Consider the following 21,976-nt stretch of genomic DNA (forward strand, 5'->3'; position numbering starts at 1 on the left):
ACAGAGCACGAGGGCGACGGCCCGGTGGCGCGAGCCACCGGGCCGTCGCCCTTTCTGCCTGCCGTCGGCCAGCGCAGCCCCGGTGGGGGCGGGTCAGCCGGGAATCGGTTGGGTGGCGGGACCATCCCCGATGAGCCGGAAATGCTCCTCGCCGACCGGCTCCACCATGCCGTCCTTGACCAGCGCGGCGAGTGCCCGGGCCCGTTGCACGTCGTCGTGCCACACCTGGTCGAGCCGCTGGTGCGGCACCGGACCGGTGGCGTCCCGGAGCACCCCGAGCAGCAGCCCGCGCACCTGACGGTCGGTGCCCGCGTACCGCTGGGTCTTGCGGGTCGGCCCGGTGGGCGCTGGCTGGCCGGAGGCCCGCCAGGCGCAGACCGACTCGACCGGGCAGGCCGGACAACGCGGTGAACGGGCGGTGCAGACGATCGCACCGAGTTCCATGAAGGCGGCGCTGGCCAGGGCCGCGGCGGCCGGTTCGACCGGCAGCAGCTCCGCGCAGGCGACCAGGTCGGCCGGGGTGGTGGCCGGGCCGGCATCCGGTGCACCGGCGACGGCCCGGGAGACGACCCGCCGGACATTCGTGTCGACCACCGGGTGCCGCTGACCGTAGGCGAACGCGGCGACCGCCCGCGCCGTGTACGTCCCGATGCCGGGCAACGCCAGCAACTGGTCCAGTTGGTCGGGCACCCGCCCGCCGTGCCGCTCCACGATCGCCACCGCGCACTCGCGCAGCCGTACCGCCCGGCGGGGGTAGCCGAGGCGACCCCACATCCGGATCGCCTCGGCCGGGGTGTCGGCGGCGAGGGCGGCGGGATCGGGCCAGCGGGTGAGCCAGGCGTGCCAGGCGGGCAGGACGCGCACCACCGGCGTCTGCTGGAGCATGACCTCGCTGACCAGGATCGGCCAGGCGCCGATGCCGGGCGTCCGCCAGGGCAGGTCGCGGGCGTTCTGCTCGTACCACCGGCTGACCAGGGTGGTGAAGGTCGGTTCAGTCATCGCGCCGACGATGATGTCACGCGATGCCTTCCCGCTGATTGGGCGGGCCGGGCGGGGCGTCACCGGACCGCCGGGCGGATCGGGCAGAATGCCCGGATGAGCGAGCTCGCGATCACCGTCATCGGTCGGGACCGGCCCGGCATCGTGGCCGACGTGGCCGAGGTGCTCGCCCGGCTCGGCGCGAACCTCACCGACTCGACCATGACCCGGTTGCGCGGTCACTTCGCGATGACGTTGATCTGTGTCGGCCCGGCCGCCGCCGAGGTCGAGGCCGCCCTGACGCCGCTGGCCGCCGACGGCCAACTCCTGGCCACCGTACGCGCGGTCACCCCGGACGGTACGACGGCTCCGGCGGGTGAGCCGTACGTGCTGGCGGTGCACGGCGCGGACCGGATGGGCATCGTGGCGGCGATGACCCGGGTGGTCGCCGAGAGCGGCGGCAACGTGACGGATCTTTCCACCCGGTTGGCCGGTCCGCTCTACGTGGTGGTGGCCGAGGTGGACCTGCCGCCGGGCAGCGCCGACGACCTGGCCGTCCGACTCGCCGGGGTCGCCGCCGACCTGGGTGTCGGATTCTCCCTGCGCCCCGCCGACCCGGACCTCCTGTGAGCGCGAGGAGTGAGCGGGGTTTGCGAGCCCCGCAGTCGCGAACGCGGGTGGGTGCTGTGAGCGCGAGGAGTGAGCGGGTTTTGCGAGCCCCGCAGTCGCGAACGCGGGCTGGTGCTGTGAGCGGGGTGTCTGGGCTGCGCAGCAGCGAACCGAGGTGGCACCGTGGGTGAGGAACCGTACGTCGGGCTTGGTGGCTGGACTCCGGCGGCGTTGGGGGTGCCGGGGGAGGTGCGTCGGGTGGTGTGCGCCCCCGAGCCGGTGCTGAGCCGGCCGGGACCGCAGGTCGACCCGACCACCGAGGAGACCGTCCGGCTGGCCGCCGACCTGGTGGCCACGATGCGGGTGTCGCCTGGCTGTGTCGGGTTGGCGGCACCGCAGGTCGGGGTGGGTGCGCAGGTGTTCGCGGTGGATGTGACCGGTCATCCCAAGGCGGTGACGGTGCACGGCACGTTCGTGCTCTGCAACGCCCGGGTGGTGGAGGCGAGCCGTTGGAAGCCGGGCCGGGAGGGCTGCATGTCGGTGCCGGATCTGACCGGTGACGTGAAGCGGGCCAGCCGGTTGGTGGTCGAGGGGGCGTTGCCCGGCAGCGGCGCGTTGGTCCGGCTGGTCACCGACGGCTTCGAGGCCCGTGCCCTGCAACACGAGATCGACCACTGCGCCGGGCTGCTCTTCCTGAACCGGGTGGCCAGCGCGCACGCGGTGTATCAGCGCAAGGTCTACCTGTGACGCGGGTCGGGTCGGATTCCGGGTGACTGTCGTGGGTGGAGTGTGGTTTCCCTGCCGCCGGCCGATGCCCGGCGAGTCGTGGTCGGTCCTCGTGCGTCACGCCGCTACGGTGGGGGCATCATGCGTCTGACGGTCGGTCCCCTGCCCTCCGCCGTGTACTGGCGGCGTCGCGCCGTCGTACTCGGAGCGGGGCTTCTCTTCCTGGTTGTCCTGCTCTATTCGTGCACCCGATCGGGGGACACCGGCACCACACGGGGTGCCGGGGGTCCGACGTCGGCCCCGGCGGCGGGCGGGGCCTCCCCGACGGTCGCGTCGCCGGCCCCCGGGTCCGCGTCGCCGTCGGGTGCGGCCGGTGCGCCGGACTCGTCGGCCGCGTCGAGCGCCGAGCCGGGCACGAACAGCGCGCCGTCGGCCGATCCGCCTGCGCCGACGAATGCGGCCCGGGCGGACGACGGCACCTGCACCAACAGTGAGGTCCAGGTGACCCCGGTGGCGCTTCCGGCCGAGGTGCGCCAGGGTGCACCGGTCGACCTGACCCTCAAGATCAAAAACACGTCCCAGCGGACCTGTAGCCGGGACGTCGGTGCGGACGTGCAGGAGTTGTTCATCAAGTCCGGCGCGGAGAAGGTCTGGTCCTCGGACACCTGCGGCACCGGCAAGGGCTCCGACGTGCAGTCCTTCACCCCCGGCTTCGAACGGACCTACCAGCTCACCTGGAACGGCATGGACGCCAGCCGCTGCAGCCAGGGGGTGGCCTCGGGCCCCAACCCGCCGGCCGGCACCTACCAGGTCTTCGCGCGGGTGGGCACCAAGCTGAGCGAGCCGGTCAAGCTGGTCGTCACCGGCTGATCCCGGAGGTGCCGACCGGCACCGACGAGCCGGTCAGCCCCGGTGGCCCACCCCGGTCAGACGTAGCGTTCCAGGATGGACGCCTCGGCCAACCGGGACAGCCCCTCCCGTACGCCCCGGGCCCGCGCGTCACCGACCCCCTCGACGGCCTGGAGATCCTCCACGGTGGCCCCGAGCAGCCGTTGGAGGCTGCCGAAGTGCAGCACCAGCCGGTCGACGATGGCCACCGGCAGTCGGGGCACCTTGGCCAGCAACCGGAACCCGCGGGGGCTGACCGCCGCGTCGAGCGCGTCGGAGGCGGCCGGGTAACCGATCGCCTTGGCGACCGCGACCAGGTCGATCAGCTCGGTCGCGCCGAGCAGGTCCAACTCGACGAGAGCCTCGTCGAGGGTGCGCGACTTGCGGCCGGTGGGCAGGTAGTCGCGGATGACCAAAGTGCGGTCGGCGTCGACGCCGGCCATCAGCTCGTCGAGTTGCAGGGCGAGCAGGCGGCCGTCGGTGCCCAGCTCGACCACGTAACCGGCGATCTCGTCGGCGATCCGGCGGACCATCTCCAGCCGCTGTACGACGGCGACGGCGTCCCGGACGGTGACCAGGTCCTCGATCTCCAGCGCGGACAGGGTGCCGGAGACCTCGTCGAGGCGGAGCTTGTAGCGCTCCAGGGTGGCCAGGGCCTGGTTGGCCCGGGAGAGGATCGCCGCCGAGTCGTCCAGGACGTGCCGTTGCCCGTTGACGTAGAGGCTGATGATCCGCATCGACTGGCTGACCGAGATGACCGGGTAGCCGGTCTGCCGGGCCACCCGCTCCGCGGTGCGGTGCCGGGTGCCGGACTCCTCGGTGGGGATGGACGGGTCGGGCATCAGGTGCACCCCGGCCTGCACGATCCGGGTGCCGTCGCTGGACAGCACCACCGCGCCGTCCATCTTGCACAGCTCCCGGACCCGGGTCGCGGAGAACTCGACGTCCATCGGGAAGCCACCGGTGCAGATCCCGTCGACGACCTTGTCGTAGCCGAGGACGATCAGTGCGCCCGTACGACCGCGCAGGATGCGTTCGAGCCCGTCGCGCAACGCGGTACCGGGTGCCATCAGGGCGAGGTTGGCCCGCAGCGGATCACCGGCGCTGCCGGTGGCCCCGGCCACGCTCACGCTGATCGGACGGGTGGGTGAGCCCACGGCGGCGGCGCGGGTGTGGGGCGTCGCGCCGGCAGGCTTGGCGGCGTCGCGGTCGGTCGGCACGCGCACAGTCTACGGACTGCCCTGCGGTGGGTGCTCTCGTGGTTACTGTGATGTGCCACGGCGTCGGATTTTCCCACCCGCCTGACCTGGCGGGCGTTGTCCGGTATGGCCTGACCGGTCCCCGGCGCTTGGCCACCGTCCGTCACTCGGCGGATGCGCGGGCGACCGCCTGGAGCGCCGACCGGACATCCGTGACCTCGATCACCCGCATGGTGTCCGGGCCGGCGCCGGTGCTCTCGGGGCCGCATCCGGTGGGGACGAGGGCCGTCCGGAAGCCCAGCCGGGCCGCCTCGGCGAGTCGCCGGGGGACCGCGCCGACCCGGCGCACCTCACCGGTCAACCCGACCTCGCCGATCGCCACCAGGTGGGGCGCGATGGACAGGTTGAGCCCGCCGGAGGCGACCGCCAGCGCGACCGCGAGATCGGCGGCCGGCTCGACCACCCGGATCCCGCCGACGGTGGCCGCGAAGACCTCCCGGTCGTGCAGGGTCAGCCGCTCGGTGCGGCGTTGCAGCACCGCCAGCACCATCGCCAACCGGGCCCCGTCGAGCCCCGAGACCGTACGCCGGGGCGAGCCGGCCACCGTAGCGCCGATCAGTGCCTGCACCTCGGTCAGCAGCGCCCGCCGCCCCTCCATCGCCACCGTGACGCAGGTGCCCGGGACGGGCTCGGAATAGCGGGTGAGGAAAAGCCCGGACGGGTCGGCCAGGCTGCTGATGCCCCCCTCGTGCATCTCGAAGCAGCCGACCTCGTCGGCCGCGCCGAACCGGTTCTTGACGCCCCGGACCATCCGCAGCGAGGAGTGCTTGTCGCCCTCGAAGTGCAGCACCACGTCGACCAGGTGTTCCAGCACGCGGGGGCCGGCGACCTGACCGTCCTTGGTGACGTGGCCGACCAGCACGGTGGCGATGCCGCGTTCCTTGGCGACCGCGACGAGGGCGGCGGTGACGGCCCGCACCTGGGTCACCCCGCCCTGCACCCCTTCGCTGCCGGTGGTGGAGATGGTCTGCACCGAGTCGAGGACCAGCAGGCCCGGCTTGACCGCGTCGAGGTGGCCCAGCACGGCGCTCAGGTCGCTCTCGGCGGCCAGCCAGAGCTGCTCGTGCAGGGCCCCCATCCGCTCGGCGCGCAGCCGGACCTGGCTGACCGACTCCTCGCCGCTGACCACCAGCGACGGGCTGCCGGCGGTGGCCGCCCACTGCTGCGCCACGTCGAGCAGCAGGGTGGACTTGCCCACCCCGGGCTCCCCGGCGAGCAGGACCACCGCGCCGGGGACCAGGCCGCCGCCGAGGACCCGGTCGAGTTCGCTGACCCCGGTGGGTCGGGCCCGCGCCGGGGCGGCACTGATCGTGGCGATCGGTCGGGCCGGCTCGGCCGGCATCCGGGAGCTGACCACCCGACCGGAGACGACCGGGCCGGTGACCGTGCACTCGACCACCGAACCCCACTCGCCACACTCCGGGCAGCGGCCCACCCACTTGGGTGGCTGGTGGCCGCAGGCGTCGCACGCGTAGGCGGGGCGGGGCTCACGGGCGGCCCGGCTCCGGGACGCGCCGGACGCGCCACGGGCGGGAGTCGATCGGGGGGTGGTCACCCCAGGACGCTAACCCTCACCGGTGACGAAAACACCGCCGGCGTGGCCGTCGCCACGCCGGCGGTGCCGGTGTCTCGCTCGCGGGGTCAGCCGCCGTGGCCGGAGCTGCCCTCCTGGCCGCTCTCCTCGCCACCCTCGCGGTGCACGATCGGGGAGGCCGGGGGCGCCGGGCTCAGCGGCACCCCGACCGGGACCGGGGTGCTGACGGTACGACCGCCGCCGAAGTCGAAGGTCAGGTTGACCTGCTGGCCGGTGCGCAGCGCCTCGTTGATCCCGATGAGCTGGAGGTGCTGGCCGTTCTGCACGTTGAGCTGCACGTAGCTCAGCGCCGGGATCTCGATCCGGGCCGGCTGACCGGCGGGCGCGGACGGGGAGGCACTCTCGGACGGGGAGGCTCCCTCGGACGGGGAAGCACCTTCCGACGGGGAGGCTCCCTCGGACGGGGAGGCGTTGCCGTCCGGGGAGGTGGTCTCCGCCGGGGAGGCGCTGCCCGACGGCGAGGCGCTCTCGGCCGGGGAGGCGGAACCGGAAGGGCTGGCCGAGCCGGTGGCCCCGGTGAGCACGATCTGCCGGGCGCTGTCGGTGGTGACGGTGACGGTGACCGGGTCCCGGGTGTCGTTGTAGATCACCGCGTTGAGCGCGGCGTTCGCCCCGGCGGCGAGGCCGCTGTCACCCGGGTACGCGACGTAGAGGCCGCGCACCTTGTAGGCGTTGTCCGACGTCTGGACGTTCACACCCTGGACCGACGGCTGCTTGTTGGCGGTCTCGGACACCTGGCCCGCCCCGCAGCCCGTGGCCAGCAGGGCGGTCGCCCCCGCCAGGCCGACCAGCAGCAGGGTGGCCCGCCGGGAACCCCTGATCGAGCGCGTCACGTCGGTCCTCCTCGTCACGATCCCCACCCGGTGCATGCCCCGGGCGCGGGGTGGTCATACCCGCGCAGACCGCGCTCCAGGGTAGTTGGGGCTGATCGAGGACCGCACACGGACCCGGTGCCGCCACCCGGGCGGGTGCCGCTCAGATCACCCGACCGCTCGCCACCAGCAGCACCACATCGATCAGGGCCACCACCAGCACCGCCCGGAAGGCGGCCACCGAGCGGCCGTCGCGGCGGGTGGCGGCGCGGCCCGCGTCCCAGCCGACGGCCGGCACCGCGACGGCCGCCGCGACGGCCGACCAGCCGACCCACGACGGTGGCCCGGGTGGCCCGAGGACCAGGGCGACGGTGGCGGCGAACAACAGCCCGGCGGCGGCCAGCCGGCTCCCGGTGGCGCCGAGCAGGTGCGGTAACCCGCGCACCCCGGTACGGGCGTCGTCGGCCAGGTCGGGCAGCACGTTGGCGAAGTGCGCGCCGGCACCCAGGCAGGCCCCCGCGACGACCAGCCAGGCCGGTGGCGCGGGGGCACCCGGCAGGGCGAGGACCACGAAGGCGGGCAGCGAGCCGAAGGAGACCGCGTACGGCAGCACCGAGACCGGGGTGGACTTTAGCGGCCAGTCGTAGAGCAGCGCCGACACCAGGCCGAGGGTGAACCAGAACGCGGCGACCGGGTTGGTGGTCAGCGCCAGCAGCGGGGTGGCGAGCGCGGCCAGCACGGCGGCCACCACCACCGTCCGGCGGCCCACCGCCCCGGCGGCGACCGGTTTGTCGGTACGCCCCACCGTGGCGTCCCGCCCGGCGTCCACCGCGTCGTTGGTCCAGCCGACGGCGAGCTGACTGGCCAGCACGGTGAGCACCACGGCCACCGTCCCGGACGGACGGTGGCCGACCCCGACGGCGAGTAGTCCGGCCACCGTGGTCACCGCGAGGCCGGGTTCCGGATGACTCGCCCTGACCAGCCCTAACACCGTCCGCGACATAAGGGAAGTCTGGTCGTTACCGGCCGGTCGTGCCACGCTCGATGCCATGCGTGACGGTCCGGTGTCCAACGGTGCCCGGGTGCTGCCCCCCAACGACCCCCGCCAGTACGACGACCTGGCCGGCGAGTGGTGGCGGCCCGACGGCGCCTTCGCGATGCTGCACTGGCTGGCCCGGGCCCGCGCCGCCCTGGTGCCACCGGCGTCCCGGCCCGACGCGGTCCTGGTCGACCTGGGCTGCGGTGCCGGGCTGATGGCCCCGCACCTGGTGGGCAAGGGCTACCGGCACGTCGGGGTGGACCTCACCCGGTCGGCCCTGGAGCAGGCGGCGGCGCACGGCGTCACCGCGCTCGCCGGTGACGTCACGGCGGTGCCGCTCACCGACGGGTGCGCCGACGTGGTCGCGGCCGGTGAGGTGCTGGAGCACGTGCCCGACTGGCGGGCGGCGGTCGCCGAGGCGTGCCGCCTGCTGCGCCCCGGTGGACTGCTCGTGCTGGACACCCTCAACGACACGCTGCTGGCCCGGCTGGTCGCGGTGGAGCTGGGTGAACGCCTGCCCACCGTGCCCCGGGGCATCCACGACCCACGGTTGTTCGTGGACGACCGGGCGCTGGTCGTCGAGTGCGCCAGACACGGCGTCGCCCTGCGGGTACGGGGGGTCCGGCCGGGGCTGCGGGCGACGCTGGGCTGGCTGGTGCGGCGTACCCGTGGGGGTGCCGCCCGCGACGTCTCCCACGACGGGCCCGCGATCCGTCCGACCTGGTCGACGGCGGTGCTCTACCAGGGTCGGGGGGTCCGACACGGCTAGCCGCCCCGGTTCGGGGTACCAGGAACACCCAGGAAGGGGACCGTATGACTGTGGACGCTCTGGCGGCGGCCCGCCGGTTGGCGCCGAGGTTCGCCGCGCGGGCGGCCGGGCACGACCGGGACGGCACGTTCCCGGCCGACGACTTCGCCGACCTGCGGGAGTCCGGGCTGTTCGGGCTGATGGTCCCGGCCGGGCTGGGCGGCGCGGACGCCTCCTTCGCCGGGTACGCGGCGGTCGCCACCGAGCTGGCCCGGGGCAACGGCGCGACCGCGCTGGTGTTCAACATGCACGCCTCGGTCACCGGCGCGCTCGGCGCGGTCACCGAGGAACTGGCCGAGGCGCTGGGCGTCCCGGACGAGGCGTTGGTCGCCCGGGACCGGCTGCTGCGCGCGGCGGCCGAGGGCGCCTGGTACGCGGTGGCGATGAGCGAGCGCGGCGCGGGGGCCCGGTTGTCCCGGCTCAGCACGGTCTACGAGCCGGTCGACGGCGGCTGGCGGATCAAGGGGAGCAAGACGTTCTGCTCCGGGGCCGGGCACGCCGACGGTTACCTGGTGGCCGCCCGCAGCGCCGCCGACCCGTCGGTGGTCTCCCAGTTCCTGGTGCCCGCCGGGGACGGGGTGACCGTGGAGCCGACCTGGGACGCGCTGGGCATGCGGGCCACCTCGTCGCACGATCTGCACCTGGACGTGACGGTGCCGACGGACCGGTTGCTCGGTGGGGTGGAGGGGCTGGCCCTGGTCGTCGCCCAGCTCATGCCGCACTGGCTGGTGGCCAGCTACGCCGCCGTCTACGTGGGGGTGGCCCGGGCGGCGGTGGACGCCGCCGCCGAGCACCTCACCGCGCGGGACCTCGGTGGCCTGCCGGCGGTGCGGGCCCGGCTCGGCCGGGCCGACGCGGCGGTGGCGGCGGCGCAGCTGGTGGTGGCCGAGGCGGCCCGCCGGGTCGACGACGCCCCCGGCGACGCCGAGACGAACCGGTGGGTGTGGCGGGCCAAGCTGCTCGCCGGCACCACGGCGGCGGAGGTGGCGGCGTCCATGCTGGAGGCGGCCGGCACCTCGGCCACCCGGCGGGGGCACCCGCTGGAACGGCTCTACCGGGACGCCCGCTGCGGCTCGCTGCATCCGGCGACGTCGGACGTGTGCGCCGACTGGCTCGGGGTGGCGGTGCTCGGGGGTGACCCGGACCGCGACGGAACTGCCCCTCGTTGGTGAGGGTGACGGAGGTCGGCGTGGCCGCCGGACGGGCAGTGTGGACGAGAGGTGGGGACAGATGGCCGTGCCGTTGATCGCGGGGCTGGGGGCGGCACATCCGCCCGGCGCCCGGCAGGACGAACTCTGGGCTGGCTATTTCGCGGCGCACTTCTCGGGTCCCACCCGGGCCCTGGCCGAGCGGATCTTCGCCAACTCGGGGGTGTCGCACCGGCAGGCGGCGGTCAACCCTTTGCTGGAGGACGTCTCCGACTGGCCGACCGACCGGCGGATGCGGCGCTACCAGGTGGAGGCGCTGCCGTTGGGCAAGGAGGCGATCGGCCGGGCGTTGACCGACGCCGGCCTCGCGGCGGGCGACCTCGGGCTGTTCGTGGTCTGCTCCTGCACCGGTTACGCCACCCCCGGGCTGGACATCCTCCTCGCCCGTGACCTCGGCATGGCTGCGGAGACCCAGCGGATGTTCGTCGGGCACATGGGCTGTTACGCGGCCCTGCCCGGGTTGGGTGCGGCGGGCGACTTCGTCACCGCGCGGGGCCGGCCGGCGCTGCTGCTCTGTGCCGAGCTGACCAGCCTGCACATCCAGCCGGCGTCGGCCCGGATGGACACCCAGCAGATCGTCTCGCACGCCCTGTTCTCCGACGCGGCGGTGGCCACCGTGCTGGTCCCGGGGACCGAAACCACCGACCGGGGGTACGCGCTGCGCGAGGTCGCCTCGGTCACCGACACCTCGACGGCCGACCACATGACCTGGGACGTCACCGACACCGGTTTCCGGATGGGCCTGTCGCCGAAGGTGCCGCAGGTGCTCTCGGCGCACGTCCGGGGGCTGGTGGACGGTCTGCTGACCCGGCACGGCACGACGATCGCCGAGGTGGACGGCTGGGCGGTGCACCCGGGCGGGCCGCGCATCCTCAACGTGGTGGAGCGGGAACTGACCCTGCCCGCCGACGCGCTGGCGGCCTCCCGGGCGGTCCTCGACGAGCACGGCAACTGCTCGTCGCCGACGGTGTTGCTGATCCTGGACCGGCTGTTGCGGGCGGTGGTGCCGCCCCGGTGGGTCGTACTGCTCGCCTTCGGCCCGGGGCTGACCCTCTACGCCGCCCTCCTCGAACGCCGACCCTGACCCGCAGGCCCTGTGCCGCGCCCCGGTCCGGAACCCCGGTCCCGGGGTGGCCGGTGCCGCCCCGGCGAGCCCAGCGGGTCCGGCACCCCGGGCCGGCGGACGGCTGGCCCGGGGGCCGGCGGGTGGGCAGATGACCTGGTCGGGGAGGGTGGCGATCGGCGCTGCGCCAAGCGTCGTCGTCGGCTCCTGGTTACCCTCGCCGGGTGGGGGTCGAAAGGGGCGGCAGTGATCGGCTGCGCGGTGCGGTGCTGGCCGGCGCGGCCCTGTTCGCCCTGGTCGGGGGCGGCTGGTGGTGGTCGGCCGCCGCCCCTGCGGTCGACCCGGTCGGGTCGGCGGGGACGGTGTCCCCGGCACCGTCGGCCCTCGCGGAGGCCACCCGGCGGGTGGTGGTGCTCGACAGCCGCACCGGGCGGGTGCTGGGCTCGACCGAGCTGCCCGGCTCCTCCGGTGACCCGGACGTGGGGCTGCCGACGTTCACCGACACCATGTGGCGGGAGCGGATGACCCTGGTGTCCGGCCGGGCGCCGGTCCTGCGGGAGTCGGCCCCCGACGGCGCACGGCACCTGTTCCAGTACCGCTGCTCGGGCGACGGGACGCTGCTGGTCTCGGTGCTGCACGACGATCCGCCGCAGCGCCGGCAGGCGGACTGCGACGGCGAGCTGGTCGCCTGGGAGCTGACCGGCCCGCTGGGTGGCACCCGGTTGGAGTTCTCGGCGGTGGGCCCCGGCTCGGTCGAGTTGGAGGCGCAGGTCGTCGCGCTGCCCTGAGCGGGCCGGTCGACGTGCCGCCGGCAGAGGCCCCGGGTTCCGGGCAGCCCCGGGTCCTGGGCGGGCGGCCCCGGGTCAGCCGGCGAGCCGGACCAGGTCGTTCCGGTAGTCGGCGGCGGCACCCAGCTCGGGCAGCACCCGGACCACCGTGCCGGCCCGGTCCACCAGCAGGGCCGGGGCGGTGTCGGGCCGGGCGGTCAGGTGCAGCGCGGCGCGTAGTTCCCCGGCGGGGTCGGCGAGGGCGCGGACCGGACCGCCGACCGGCGGGGCGGGCGTCACCTCACGTCCGCCGGCGACGGTGACCACCTGCACGCCGTCGGGTGCCGCGCTGGCGGCGGCGGCCACCTGCGCGGCACACGCGCAGCCGTCCACCAGAACGATCATCGCGGGCAGCAGGCCGCGCAGCGGCACCGGTGTCTGGTCGACGTCGACCAGGTCCAGCGCGGGCAGCGACCGCCCGACCAGGGGTGCCGGGGTGGCCGACTGCGGCAGGACGGTCGGGCGGTCGGTGCCCCGCGACGACCGGGGCCAGGTGACGGTGACCAGGCCGACGCTGGTGGCGAGCACCGCCACCAGCAGCAACAGCAGGGGCAGCCCGAGCGGTGGCCGGCCGTCGGGGCGGGCGGTCAGCCCCAGCCGGCGTCGCCACCGGGTGGCCGAGGTGCGTCGGCGCAGCTCGCGACGGAGCTGGGCGGCCTCCTCGGCCAGCGCCGACGCGTCGTCCGGCACGACCACCCGGCCCCACTCCGGCGGCAGGTCGGGCAGTTCCTCGGACGGACCCTGTCCCTCGGCGTCGGGCTTGCCCATCGGACCCCCCGGTAAGCGGTGCGGCGAGCGGTGTGCGGTACCCCTCCAGCGTCCCGCACGGACCCTCCTGCCGCTAGACCTGGGCGGTCCGGACGCCTGCGGGCTACCATGGGAAGAGCGCATAGCCCGAGAAATCCACGCTCCGATCACCCGTACCGGGTTGTCATCCGCTGCTCACGGAGCGTGTTTGAATCACTGGTTTGGCCGCCTGTCAAGCCGAAGCAACACCTCTCACAGGGCCCCTGAGCTGCGCCAACGGTCAGGACGGCAGCGGGACATTGGTGCCTGAGCGTGTTACCCTAGACACAGCGAAAGGGGTTTCGAACCTATGGTTTTCAGCGTCGGCGAGACCGTTGTTTACCCCCACCACGGGGCCGCACTCATCGAGGCAATCGAGACTCGGGTCATCAAGGGTGAGCCCAGGGAATACCTGGTCCTCAGGGTCGCACAGGGTGACCTGACGGTCCGGGTGCCCGCCGAGAACGCCGAGATCGTGGGTGTGCGCGAGGTGGTCGGCGAAGAGGGCCTGGGAAAGGTCTTCGACGTGCTCCGTGCACCGCACACCGAAGAGCCGACCAACTGGTCGCGGCGTTACAAGGCGAATCTGGAAAAGCTGGCCTCCGGCAACCCGCTGAAGGTCGCCGAGGTCGTCCGCGACCTGTGGCGTCGGGAGCGGGAGCGGGGCCTTTCCGCGGGTGAGAAGCGCATGCTCGCCAAGGCCCGCGACATTCTCGTCGGCGAGGTCGCGCTGGCCGAGAAGAGCACCAAGGACGAGGCGGAGACGCTGCTCGACAAGGTCCTCACCGAGGCCTGATCCGACCGCATCGTCGTACCCACCCCGCAGCGAAGAATTCCCGAGGACCGCGACGTGACCGCGCAGCTCAATCCGCGCGGTGACGTCGCGGTCCTCGTTCCTGCGGCCGGTGCCGGGGTACGCCTCGGTCCGGGCGGTCCCAAGGCGCTCCGGCTCCTCGGCGGTGAACCCCTGTTGGTGCACGTGGTACGCCGGATCGCCGCCGCCCCGTCGGTGCACACCGTCGTCGTCGCCGCGCCGGCCACCGAGGTCGATGCCGTCCGGCAGTTGCTGACCCCGGTCGCCCCGGTCCTGGTGGTGGCGGGCGGTGCCGAACGCCAGGCGTCGGTGGCGAACGCACTGGCGGCGGTGCCGTCCGGCCCCGACATCGTGCTGGTGCACGATGCGGCGCGGGCGCTCACCCCACCCGCGCTCGTCGAGGCGGTGGCGGCAGCAGTCCGGGCCGGGCACGACGCGGTGATCCCGGTCCTCCCCGTCAGCGACACGATCAAGCAGGTGGACGCTGCCGGCGTCGTCCTCGCCACCGTCGACAGGTCCGCCCTGCGGGCCGTGCAGACCCCGCAGGGGTTCCGCCGGGAGGTGCTCGCCGCCGCACACGCCGCCGCCGGTGACCCGCTCACCGACGACGCCGGACTGGTCGAGCAGCAGGGCGTACCGGTGTTCTGCGTCCCCGGCTCCGAGTACGCGCTGAAAGTCACCCGCCCGTTCGACCTGACCCTGGCCGAGCACCTGCTGGCCGCCGGCCACTGACGCGTACCCTCGATCCATGATCGTTCCCCGGGTCGCCGTCGGCACCGACATCCACGCCTTCGCCGCCGGCCGGCCGTGCTGGCTGGCCGGCCTGCACTGGCCCGGTGAGGACGGCCTGGCCGGGCACTCCGACGCCGACGTGGTCGCGCACGCCGCCTGCAACGCGCTGCTCTCCGCCGCCGGGCTCGGTGACCTCGGGGCGAACTTCGGGGTGGCCGAGCCGGAGTGGGCCGCCGCCTCCGGGGTTGCGCTGCTCACCGAGTCCGCCCGTCGGGTCCGCGCCGCCGGGTACGCGATCGGCAACGTCTCGGTGCAGGTCGTCGGCAACCGGCCCCGGATCGGGCCACGGCGCGACGAGGCGCAGCGGGTGCTCTCCGCAGCGGTCGGCGCACCGGTCACCGTCACCGCCGCCACCAGCGACGGCCTCGGTTTCACCGGGCGCGGCGAGGGCCTCGCCGGTATCGCGGTGGCCCTGGTCTATGACGCGGCGGCCGGGTAGGGCCACGATGACCGACGACGAGTCGCCCCTCGACGGCTACCGGCAGCGGGCCCAGCTCCTCGCCGAGCTGGGCCGCCACGACGAGGCCACCGAGGAGTTGGGCTTCGCGCTCGCCCTGGCCCCCGCCGACCCGGCCGCGCTGACGCTGCTGGCCCGGCTGCACCTCGCCGCTGGCCGCCCCGGCGAGGCGCTCGCCGCCGCCGACGCGGCGATCGCCCCACCCCGCCCCGACACCCCACCGCTCCCCGGACCGCCGCACCCGCCTGTGCCCCCGGGCCCGGCTGTGCCGCCTGGTCCGGCTGTGCCCCCGGGCCCGCCCGTGTCTCCAGGCCCGTCCGTGTCTCCGGGCCCGTCCGTGTCCCCAGGCCCGGCTGTGCCCTCGGGCCCGGCTGACCGGTCGGGTGGGCCGGTGCCGGCGGGCCCTACCGGATCATGGGCGGCGCCGGGACAGGCGGGCCCTCCGACGTTGCCCGACTCGTCCGGATCGTCGCCGGACCGGCCCGCACCGCCTCTCGGCTCCGACCAGCCGGGCGCACCCTCCTTCCCCGGCCCGGCCGGTGCACCCGCCCCGGCCGGCGAATCCGGCCCGTCGGGGGAGGCCCCGGCGAGGGTGCCGGCCGCCGCACTGGTCGTCCGGGCGATCGCCCTCGCCGACCTGGGGGAGTACGCCGAGTCGGCGCGTACCGCCGATCGGATCCTGGCGGCCGGGCCGACCGACGCGTACGCCCAGCGGAGCGCGGCGGCGATCCTGGCCGAGGCGCGCAACGGCCAGCCGGCGCTGAACGCGGCCTGGCGTGGGGTGGAGCTGGCCCCCGACGAGCCGCAGGCGCACCTGGTGCTGGCCCTGGTCGCCGGCCGGCTGGAGTTGTTCGACCTGGCCGAACGGGCCTACCGGGAGGCGTTACGGCTCGATCCGGAGCTGGCCGAGGCGCGACACGACCCGGGGGTGCTGCGGTTGGAGCGGCGGCGCTGGGTGCTGGCGTTGGAGCAGGTGGCCGCGTTGGCACCGGTGCAGCCGGCGCGGGCGGAGAAGCTGCCGCTGTGGACCGGGCTGCGCCGGCTCGTCCTGGTCGGCAGCGGCTGGTCGCTGGTCGCCAGCCTGCTGCTCGCGTTCCTGGCCGCCGGCGGGGCGGGGGCGAGCCGGGTGGTGGCGGTGCTGGCGGCGGCCGGTGGCGCGCTGCTGGCCTGGCAGCTGTCCCGGCGGGTGCCCGAGCTGGGTCGGGTGGTCCTGCCGGCGCTGCGCCGCGAGGACCGCGCGTTGGCGTTCGCCGTGTACGCCGTCCCGGCCGGGCCGGCCCTGCTCCTGCTGTTCGCCCTGGTGGGCAGCCCGTGGCCGCTGGTGCTCGCGATCGCCCTCGCGGTGCCGGCGACGCTGATCGCCGCCACCCGTGCGGGCGTCGCCTAGCCTCGCGCCCCACCTCCGACCGGCGACGGCTGGGCGACCCGACGCGCCGGGAAGGCCGCTGCTCAGCGGTGCCTGCTCGCGGCACCCGGCGGGTCAGGGCTGGCGGTTCCAGGTCCAGGCGTAGCCCGGGTCCTCGCACTCGACGGCGGCGTCGCAGAGGTCGAGGGGACGGAAGGTGTCGACCATGACGGCCAGTTCGTCGAAGAAGTCGACGCCGATCGAGCGTTCCGCCGCGCCGGGCTGCGGGCCGTGGGTGAAGCCGGACGGGTGCAGCGAGATCGAGCCCTGCCCGATGCCGGAGCCGCGCCGGGCCTCGTAGTTGCCGCCGGTGTAGAAGAGCATCTCGTCGGAGTCGACGTTGTGGTGGTGGTAGGGCACCGGGATCGCATCCGGGTGGTAGTCGACCTTGCGGGGCACGAACGAGCAGATCACGAAGTTGGGGCCCTGGAAGGTCTGGTGCACCGGCGGCGGCTGGTGGAGGCGGCCGGTGATCGGCTCGAAGTCGTGGATGGAGAACGCCCACGGGTACTGGTGGCCGTCCCAGCCGACCACGTCGAACGGGTGGTGGGCGTAGACGTGCCGGGTCCAGGCGGTGCCGGTGGCCGTCCGGGCCCGGTGGCGGACCAGCACCTCCACGTCGGTGTCGTCGACCAGCAGGGGCGCGTCCGGCCCCCGGACGTCCCGCTCGCAGTAGGGGGAGTGTTCCAGGAACTGGCCGCGTACCGACAGGTAGCGCTTGGGTGGGCCGATGTGTCCGGTGGCCTCGATGGTCAGCAGCCGGACCGGGGTGTCGCCGGTGGGGACCAGCCGGTGGACCGTCGAGGTGGGGACGACCACGTAGTCGCCGGCGACCAGGTCGAGCGCGCCGAAGGTGGACTCCAACCGCAGGGTGCCCGCCTCGACGTAGAGGCACTCGTCGCCGGTGGCGTTGCGGTAGAGCGGGGACGGCCGGTCGGCCAGCGCGTACCCGATCCGGACGTCGTCGTTGGCGAGCAGGTGACGCCGGCCGAGCACCGGGTCGGCTCCCGAGCCGTCGAGCTTGTGGGTCTGCAGGTGGCGCGGCTTGAGCGGGTGGTTGGGCAGCCGGGTGTACCCGGGCGGGGTGAACGCCTCGGCGGCGACGATCGCGGTCGGCGGGTGCCGGTGGTAGAGCAGGGACGAGTCGGCGGAGAAGCCCTCCTGACCCATCAGCTCCTCGGTGTAGAGGGTGCCGTCGGGCTGGCGGAACTGGGTGTGCCGCTTACGGGGCACCTCGCCGACGCTGCGGTAGTACGGCATGTCGCCTCCCGTATTGTCCCGATATTCGGCCGGCGGCGTCCGATAGCCGGACGTTGCTGTCCGCTCCTTGACAGCGTCCCGTAGATTCTTGTCTCGTGTCAACGCAGGTCCCCCGCCTCCTCGCCGGACTCGTCGACGACGCCGCCGTCTTCCCGCCCGGCAGCGCGTCGCTGCCCGACGCGGTCACCGCACACCACGAGCACCGCGCCTCCTGGTACGCCGACCTGGTCGGCCCGCTGCTGGTGCCCGCCTCCGCCGCCGACACCCTGACCGACCTGACCGGCCAGACCGACCAGGCCGCGGGCTTCGAGGTCGGGCTGATCGGTGACACCGGCATCGCCAGGCTGCCCGCCGCGCTGACCCGACTCGCCGCCGGTGGCCTCGTGGTCCGGCAGATCGAGGTGGCGGTCGCCCGACGTGGCGAGGACCCGCAGCCCGGCCTGACCGAGCTGCTCCGGATCGCCGGGGACCACCCCGACCGGGAGCCGGCCCGCTCCGAAGGGCCGGCCGTCGCCTGGTACGCCGAGCTGCCGCTGACCTTCGGCCTCAGCGCCGCGCTGGACACCCTCGCCGAGGCCCGCGCGGCCGGCGTGCCGATCGCCGCGAAGTTCCGCACCGGTGGGTTGGCCGCCGAACTCTTCCCCACCCCCGTCGAACTGGCCGCGGTGATCTGCGCCTGCCGGGACCGGGACCTGCCGTTCAAGCTGACCGCCGGGCTGCACCACGCGGTGCGCCACCTCGACCCGGAGACCGGCTTCACCCACCACGGCTTCGGTAACGTGCTGACCGCCACCCTCGCCGCCGCTGCCGACGCCGAGGTGGACGTCGTCGCCGCGCTGCTCGCCGACACCGACGCGGTGCGGCTGGTCGAGCCGGCCCGCGCGGCCCGTGACGCCGACCGCCCGCTGTGGGTCGGGTTCGGCTCGTGCAGCGTCCGGGAACCACTGACCGATCTGATCCGGCTGGGGCTGGTGAACGGGGGATTCGACCGATGAGCTGGGTGACGGGCGCGGACGGCTCGCCGTACGGCGTGACCAACCTGCCGTACGGGGTGTTCCGGCACGACGGGCAGCCGCCCAGGATCGGCGTACGCGTCGCCGACGTGGTGTTCGACCTGGCGGCGGCGGAGGACGCCGGGCTGGTCCTCGCCGCCGGGGCGTTGCGCCGGCCCACCCTCAACGCCTTCATGGCGCTCGGCCGCCCGCAGTGGACCTCGGTCCGGCAGCGCCTCGTCGAACTGCTCACCGACCCGGCGCACCGGCCGGCCGTCGAGCCGCTGCTGGTGCCGCTGGACGCCGTCGAGCTGCTGTTGCCGTTCGAGGTGGCCGACTACGTCGACTTCTACTCCTCGGAGCACCACGCCGGCAACGTCGGGCAGATCTTCCGCCCCGGCCAGCCGCCGCTGCTGCCGAACTGGAAACACCTGCCGATCGGCTACCACGGCCGGGCCGGCACGGTGGTGGTCTCCGGCACCCCGGTCGTCCGCCCGTCGGGGCAGCGCGCCACCGGCGAGGGCCCCACCGTCGGCCCGTCGGTACGCCTCGACATCGAGGCCGAGGTGGGCTTCGTGGTCGGCGTACCGAGCGCGCTCGGCGACCGGGTGCCCACCGGCGACTTCGCCGAGCACGTCTTCGGGGTGGTGCTGGTCAACGACTGGTCGGCCCGGGACATCCAGGCGTGGGAGTACCAGCCGCTCGGGCCGTTCCTCGGCAAGTCCTTCGCCACCTCCGTCTCCGCCTGGGTGACCCCGCTGGACGCCCTGGCCGACGCGTTCGTGCCCGCACCGCAGCAGGACCCGCCGGTGCAGGACTACCTGCGGCAGACCCCGCACCTGGGCCTCGACCTGCGACTCGCGGTCGAGTGGAACGGCGAGCGGGTCACCGAGCCACCGTTCGCCGGGATGTACTGGACGCCCGCCCAGCAGTTGGCCCACCTGACCGTCAACGGCGCGTCCCTGCGGACCGGCGACCTGTACGCCTCGGGCACCGTCTCCGGCCCCCGGCGCGGGCAGGTCGGCTCGTTCCTGGAACTGACCTGGGGTGGGGCCGAACCGGTCAGCGTCGGCGGGGAGACCCGCACCTTCCTCGCCGACGGCGACACCGTCACCCTGCGGGCCACCGCCCCCGGGCCGGACGGCACCACCATCGCCCTCGGCGAGGTCGCCGGGCAGATCCTGCCCGCCCGCTGAGCCCCGGTCCGGGTCGGGACCGCCGGGCACCGACCGGCCGCCCGGCACCGGGTCGCGCCGGTCGCACCGGCTGTCCGATCTTCGGCGTCTCCTGCCGCGTTTGTTCCACCGGATTCCGTCGGCACACCCCGCGCCGCCCGCCCCCGGCGGCGGCGCGGGTGCGTCGGCGTGAAACGTCCCAGCGGACAGGAGGTAGGAGCATGAACGATCTCGTCGGCGCAGTGTGGCGCACCAGCAGCCGCTCGAACGACCAGGGGCTCTGCGTGGAGGTGGCGGACAATCTCGTCCGTACCCGAGCAGTGGTCGGGGTACGCGACTCCAAGGACCCGTCGGGCCCGGCCCTGGTCATCGGCCCGCCGGGCTGGACGGCGTTCGTCGACGCCGTCCGGGCGGGGCTGTTGCGGCCCTGACCGACCCGTCACCGGTGCCCCGCCGGGGCACCGGTGACGGAAATTTCACCGTCCGGCCCCCCGTTGGCCGCTCACCCGCCGTACGGTGGACGACACGGGAGGTGTCATGTCGACGGTTGCGGTCACCGATTTCATCGAGGCGCCGGTCGTCGACGTGTGGGCGCTCCTGACCGACCTGCCGGTCCGCGTCGACTGGCTCTGCACGGTCAGCGCCGTCGAGCCGCTCACCCCCGGCCCGTTCGGCCCGGGGACCGCGTGGCGGGAGACCCGCACCCGGCCGGACGGCGGCGACCAGGCGGAGGAGTTCCTCGTGCTGGCCGCCGAGCCACCGCACCGGCTGGTGCTCAGCTCCCCCGGCATCGGGGTGGACTACCGGATTACCTGGACCCTGCGCGCCGTCCAGCGCCGTCGCCGCGCATGCACCGCCGTCACCGTCGAGCACCGGGCGGTGCCGACCGCCCCGTACGGTCGGATGATGGCGCTGCTCTTCGGCGGTCTGGCGGCCCGCACCGTGGAGGGCGCGATCCGACGTGACCTGACCGCACTGGCCGCCACCGTGCACAGCACCGGCCGGGCCACCGCCGCCTGACCCCGCTCCGGCCCGCCCCGCGTGGCGCGTCCCGCGCCGTCCGCAGGCCGGGGGCGGGTGGTGCCGCACCGGAGCCGGTCGGCGGAATCCTTCGCGCGACGCGACGCGACCTGACCGGTCCCGAGGGGGGACGCCTGGGTAGGGTGCCGGGCGGAGGTGGGCATGGGATTCCCGAAGGGACGGCGGCGACTCGTGGTCGCGGCCACCACGCTGCTCACCCTCGCGGCGGTCGCCGGCATCGGCTACCGGGTGCTCGCCCCCGCCGAGGTCGTCACGCCCGCCCGGGGCGCACCGCCGCCCGCCGGCACCCCCGCGATCGGGGTGGTGGGTCGGCTGCCGGCCGCGCCGCTGGTGGTGGCGGGACGGCTGCGGGTCTACGCCGCCGAGCGTCAGCTCTACGCCGACCAGCCGGCCGATGGCCGCAACCGGGTCACCCCGTTCTGGTCGTACCGCCGCTGGCCGGCCACCCTCGACGGGATGCTGGCGGCCGGCACGACGGTGCTCAGCCACTGGTCGGACGGGCAGCTGGTGGCCCTGGACGCGTTGACCGGCCGGGTCGCCTGGCGGGCCGACGGGCCGACGCCGGCCGACACCCCACCCGCCCGGCGCACCGGGGCGGCCACCGTCTGGGACCCGCGCGGCATCTCCGTCGCCCCCGCCCCGGCCGGCCGGACGGTCCTGGTGGTCTCCGGGGTCGGCGGCCTGCGCGGCTACGACCTCGCCGACGGGCGCGTGCTCTGGCGGGTCGACGGCGACCGGGACTGCCGCACCGACCTGGGCACCACCGCCGCCGGGCAGGTCTTCTCCGTCGACTCCTGCACCGGCCCGACGACGGTCGAGTTCCGGGACGTGTCCACCGGCACGGTCACCACCCGCTGGCGACCGCCGGACGCCCCCGACCGGTTCACCGTCACCCCGGTCGGCTGCCTCACCCCCCGGTCGCAGTGTCGGGCACTGCGCACCGACGGCGGCTCCGGCGGTCGGGGCTGGCAGGTCGGCCCGGGTGCGCCGATGGCCGCCCCCGCCCTGGACGCCGCGGGCACCACCCTGGTCGGTGAGCTGGCCGTCGGCGACGACGGCGGGGTGCTCAAGGGCTGGGAGGCGCGCAGCGGCAAGGGCCGCTGGCAGCGTGGTGACCTGGGCCCGGTGACCGTCCTCGCCACCGAGGCCGGTCGGCTCTACGTGCTGACCGAACGCCGGGAACTGGTCACCCTCGACCCGGTCACCGGCGCCCAGCGTTCCCGGTTCCCGATGACCCCCGGCCGGGACGGCATCGGCTGGAAACCCGGCCGGGCGTACGCGGCCGGCGGCTACGTCGCGGTGGAGCGGCTGCGGGAGCGCGCCGACCCGGACGACGACGACCAGGCGTACTTCCTGACGGCCGAGCCGGTGGTGCTCGCCGCGACCTGACCCCGGCCCCGGCGGGCCCTGACCTGACTGCGGGGCCCGGCGGGACCGCCCCGC

General features: G+C 74.8%; 22 protein-coding genes and 1 pseudogene. 16 read left to right on the forward strand and 7 right to left on the reverse strand.

All coding sequences use genetic code 11. The annotated features are described in order from the left end of the window. Positions 1 to 93 precede the first annotated feature (93 nt). A complete protein-coding gene (locus tag JQN83_RS15065; protein ID WP_208567767.1) occupies positions 94 to 999 on the reverse strand; it encodes an HhH-GPD family protein in 906 nt (301 codons plus the stop codon). Between the two features lie 96 nt (positions 1,000 to 1,095). On the opposite strand from JQN83_RS15065, the gene JQN83_RS15070 reads away from it, so the two are divergent. From JQN83_RS15070 to JQN83_RS15080, 3 genes are all read left to right on the forward strand, one after another. Continuing rightward, positions 1,096 to 1,608, forward strand: coding sequence for a glycine cleavage system transcriptional repressor (locus JQN83_RS15070; protein WP_208567768.1), 513 nt, complete (start codon positions 1,096 to 1,098; stop codon positions 1,606 to 1,608). Between the two features lie 162 nt (positions 1,609 to 1,770). Next, a complete protein-coding gene (locus tag JQN83_RS15075) occupies positions 1,771 to 2,334 on the forward strand; it encodes a peptide deformylase (RefSeq protein WP_208567769.1) in 564 nt (187 codons plus the stop codon). 120 nt (positions 2,335 to 2,454) lie between these two features. Beyond that, a complete protein-coding gene (locus tag JQN83_RS15080) occupies positions 2,455 to 3,183 on the forward strand; it encodes an RAD23 family protein (protein ID WP_208567770.1) in 729 nt (242 codons plus the stop codon). 56 nt (positions 3,184 to 3,239) lie between these two features. On the opposite strand, the gene disA is transcribed toward JQN83_RS15080, so the two are convergent. The 4 genes from disA to JQN83_RS15100 all read right to left on the reverse strand — a co-directional run bounded on the left by disA (position 3,240) and on the right by JQN83_RS15100 (position 7,869). Then, the gene (disA, locus tag JQN83_RS15085) at positions 3,240 to 4,421 is read right to left on the reverse strand and encodes a DNA integrity scanning diadenylate cyclase DisA (protein WP_208567771.1); all 1,182 of its coding nucleotides are present in this window, start codon (positions 4,419 to 4,421) and stop codon (positions 3,240 to 3,242) included. Positions 4,422 to 4,563: 142 nt separating this feature from the next. Next, positions 4,564 to 6,015, reverse strand: coding sequence for a DNA repair protein RadA (gene radA, locus JQN83_RS15090; protein ID WP_208567772.1), 1,452 nt, complete (start codon positions 6,013 to 6,015; stop codon positions 4,564 to 4,566). 86 nt (positions 6,016 to 6,101) lie between these two features. Next, entirely contained in the window at positions 6,102 to 6,887 is a 786-nt protein-coding gene (locus JQN83_RS15095) for a copper chaperone PCu(A)C (protein WP_208567773.1), read from the reverse strand. A 142-nt stretch (positions 6,888 to 7,029) separates the two neighbouring features. Further along, the gene (locus JQN83_RS15100) at positions 7,030 to 7,869 is read right to left on the reverse strand and encodes a UbiA family prenyltransferase (RefSeq protein ID WP_208567774.1); all 840 of its coding nucleotides are present in this window, start codon (positions 7,867 to 7,869) and stop codon (positions 7,030 to 7,032) included. Between the two features lie 46 nt (positions 7,870 to 7,915). Between JQN83_RS15100 and JQN83_RS15105 the strand changes: the two genes are divergently transcribed. The 4 genes from JQN83_RS15105 to JQN83_RS15120 all read left to right on the forward strand — a co-directional run bounded on the left by JQN83_RS15105 (position 7,916) and on the right by JQN83_RS15120 (position 11,772). Then, positions 7,916 to 8,674, forward strand: a complete 759-nt coding sequence (locus JQN83_RS15105; RefSeq protein WP_208567775.1) for a class I SAM-dependent methyltransferase — start codon at positions 7,916 to 7,918, stop codon at positions 8,672 to 8,674. A gap of 44 nt (positions 8,675 to 8,718) precedes the next feature. Further along, complete coding sequence (locus tag JQN83_RS15110; RefSeq protein ID WP_208567776.1) at positions 8,719 to 9,885, forward strand: acyl-CoA dehydrogenase family protein; 1,167 nt, start codon at positions 8,719 to 8,721, stop codon at positions 9,883 to 9,885. Positions 9,886 to 9,943: 58 nt separating this feature from the next. Continuing rightward, positions 9,944 to 11,005: a type III polyketide synthase gene (locus tag JQN83_RS15115; RefSeq protein ID WP_208567777.1), complete on the forward strand. Its 1,062-nt coding sequence runs from the start codon at positions 9,944 to 9,946 to the stop codon at positions 11,003 to 11,005. Between the two features lie 203 nt (positions 11,006 to 11,208). Next, the gene (locus JQN83_RS15120; protein WP_208567778.1) at positions 11,209 to 11,772 is read left to right on the forward strand and encodes a hypothetical protein; all 564 of its coding nucleotides are present in this window, start codon (positions 11,209 to 11,211) and stop codon (positions 11,770 to 11,772) included. 75 nt (positions 11,773 to 11,847) lie between these two features. Here JQN83_RS15120 and JQN83_RS15125 read toward each other — a convergent pair whose 3' ends face one another. After that, positions 11,848 to 12,579, reverse strand: a complete 732-nt coding sequence (locus JQN83_RS15125) for a hypothetical protein (protein WP_208567779.1) — start codon at positions 12,577 to 12,579, stop codon at positions 11,848 to 11,850. 328 nt (positions 12,580 to 12,907) lie between these two features. Between JQN83_RS15125 and JQN83_RS15130 the strand changes: the two genes are divergently transcribed. The 4 genes and pseudogenes from JQN83_RS15130 to JQN83_RS34440 form a co-directional block, all read left to right on the forward strand. Next, positions 12,908 to 13,393, forward strand: coding sequence for a CarD family transcriptional regulator (locus JQN83_RS15130; RefSeq protein WP_013288937.1), 486 nt, complete (start codon positions 12,908 to 12,910; stop codon positions 13,391 to 13,393). Between the two features lie 54 nt (positions 13,394 to 13,447). Beyond that, a complete protein-coding gene (gene ispD / locus JQN83_RS15135) occupies positions 13,448 to 14,143 on the forward strand; it encodes a 2-C-methyl-D-erythritol 4-phosphate cytidylyltransferase (protein ID WP_208567780.1) in 696 nt (231 codons plus the stop codon). Positions 14,144 to 14,159: 16 nt separating this feature from the next. Further along, positions 14,160 to 14,642 (forward strand): 2-C-methyl-D-erythritol 2,4-cyclodiphosphate synthase, encoded by a 483-nt coding sequence (gene ispF / locus JQN83_RS15140; RefSeq protein ID WP_208567781.1) that lies wholly within the window; start codon positions 14,160 to 14,162, stop codon positions 14,640 to 14,642. 7 nt (positions 14,643 to 14,649) lie between these two features. After that, positions 14,650 to 14,883 (forward strand): annotated as a pseudogene (locus JQN83_RS34440) (tetratricopeptide repeat protein); the annotation flags it as partial. A 1,257-nt stretch (positions 14,884 to 16,140) separates the two neighbouring features. Here the strand turns inward: JQN83_RS34440 and JQN83_RS15150 are convergent. Beyond that, on the reverse strand, positions 16,141 to 17,325 hold the full coding sequence (locus JQN83_RS15150) for a homogentisate 1,2-dioxygenase (protein WP_208567782.1): 1,185 nt from the start codon (positions 17,323 to 17,325) through the stop codon (positions 16,141 to 16,143). Positions 17,326 to 17,420: 95 nt separating this feature from the next. Between JQN83_RS15150 and JQN83_RS15155 the strand changes: the two genes are divergently transcribed. The 5 genes from JQN83_RS15155 (at position 17,421) to JQN83_RS15175 (ending at position 21,922) form a co-directional block, all read left to right on the forward strand. Beyond that, positions 17,421 to 18,320 (forward strand): hypothetical protein, encoded by a 900-nt coding sequence (locus JQN83_RS15155; protein ID WP_208567783.1) that lies wholly within the window; start codon positions 17,421 to 17,423, stop codon positions 18,318 to 18,320. Beyond that, entirely contained in the window at positions 18,317 to 19,513 is a 1,197-nt protein-coding gene (gene fahA / locus JQN83_RS15160) for a fumarylacetoacetase (protein WP_208567784.1), read from the forward strand. The genes JQN83_RS15155 and fahA overlap by 4 nt, the downstream gene beginning before the upstream one ends. A gap of 200 nt (positions 19,514 to 19,713) precedes the next feature. Then, positions 19,714 to 19,923 carry a DUF397 domain-containing protein gene (locus JQN83_RS15165; RefSeq protein ID WP_208567785.1) on the forward strand — a complete coding sequence of 70 codons (210 nt, stop codon included), beginning with the start codon at positions 19,714 to 19,716 and terminating at the stop codon, positions 19,921 to 19,923. Positions 19,924 to 20,029: 106 nt separating this feature from the next. Then, on the forward strand, positions 20,030 to 20,512 hold the full coding sequence (locus tag JQN83_RS15170; protein WP_208567786.1) for an SRPBCC family protein: 483 nt from the start codon (positions 20,030 to 20,032) through the stop codon (positions 20,510 to 20,512). Between the two features lie 162 nt (positions 20,513 to 20,674). After that, the gene (locus JQN83_RS15175) at positions 20,675 to 21,922 is read left to right on the forward strand and encodes an outer membrane protein assembly factor BamB family protein (RefSeq protein ID WP_208567787.1); all 1,248 of its coding nucleotides are present in this window, start codon (positions 20,675 to 20,677) and stop codon (positions 21,920 to 21,922) included. The last annotated feature ends 54 nt before the right edge of the window (positions 21,923 to 21,976 follow it).

Source organism: Micromonospora antibiotica (genome assembly GCF_017599305.1).
Taxonomy (GTDB): Bacteria; Actinomycetota; Actinomycetes; order Mycobacteriales; family Micromonosporaceae; genus Micromonospora; species Micromonospora antibiotica.

What these genes read in the sequence shown, in the direction of transcription:
- JQN83_RS15150 (WP_208567782.1), bottom strand. Translation starts at nt 17,325, where the DNA reads ATGCCGTACTACCGCAGCGTCGGCGAGGTGCCCCGTAAGCGGCACACC.
- JQN83_RS15125 (WP_208567779.1), bottom strand. Translation starts at nt 12,579, where the DNA reads ATGGGCAAGCCCGACGCCGAGGGACAGGGTCCGTCCGAGGAACTGCCC.
- JQN83_RS15115 (WP_208567777.1), top strand. Translation starts at nt 9,944, where the DNA reads ATGGCCGTGCCGTTGATCGCGGGGCTGGGGGCGGCACATCCGCCCGGC.
- ispF (WP_208567781.1), top strand. Translation starts at nt 14,160, where the DNA reads ATGATCGTTCCCCGGGTCGCCGTCGGCACCGACATCCACGCCTTCGCC.
- JQN83_RS15080 (WP_208567770.1), top strand. Translation starts at nt 2,455, where the DNA reads ATGCGTCTGACGGTCGGTCCCCTGCCCTCCGCCGTGTACTGGCGGCGT.
- JQN83_RS15100 (WP_208567774.1), bottom strand. Translation starts at nt 7,869, where the DNA reads ATGTCGCGGACGGTGTTAGGGCTGGTCAGGGCGAGTCATCCGGAACCC.
- JQN83_RS15165 (WP_208567785.1), top strand. Translation starts at nt 19,714, where the DNA reads ATGAACGATCTCGTCGGCGCAGTGTGGCGCACCAGCAGCCGCTCGAAC.
- JQN83_RS15070 (WP_208567768.1), top strand. Translation starts at nt 1,096, where the DNA reads ATGAGCGAGCTCGCGATCACCGTCATCGGTCGGGACCGGCCCGGCATC.
- JQN83_RS15170 (WP_208567786.1), top strand. Translation starts at nt 20,030, where the DNA reads ATGTCGACGGTTGCGGTCACCGATTTCATCGAGGCGCCGGTCGTCGAC.
- JQN83_RS15130 (WP_013288937.1), top strand. Translation starts at nt 12,908, where the DNA reads ATGGTTTTCAGCGTCGGCGAGACCGTTGTTTACCCCCACCACGGGGCC.
- JQN83_RS15175 (WP_208567787.1), top strand. Translation starts at nt 20,675, where the DNA reads ATGGGATTCCCGAAGGGACGGCGGCGACTCGTGGTCGCGGCCACCACG.
- JQN83_RS15110 (WP_208567776.1), top strand. Translation starts at nt 8,719, where the DNA reads ATGACTGTGGACGCTCTGGCGGCGGCCCGCCGGTTGGCGCCGAGGTTC.
- fahA (WP_208567784.1), top strand. Translation starts at nt 18,317, where the DNA reads ATGAGCTGGGTGACGGGCGCGGACGGCTCGCCGTACGGCGTGACCAAC.
- JQN83_RS15065 (WP_208567767.1), bottom strand. Translation starts at nt 999, where the DNA reads ATGACTGAACCGACCTTCACCACCCTGGTCAGCCGGTGGTACGAGCAG.
- JQN83_RS15105 (WP_208567775.1), top strand. Translation starts at nt 7,916, where the DNA reads ATGCGTGACGGTCCGGTGTCCAACGGTGCCCGGGTGCTGCCCCCCAAC.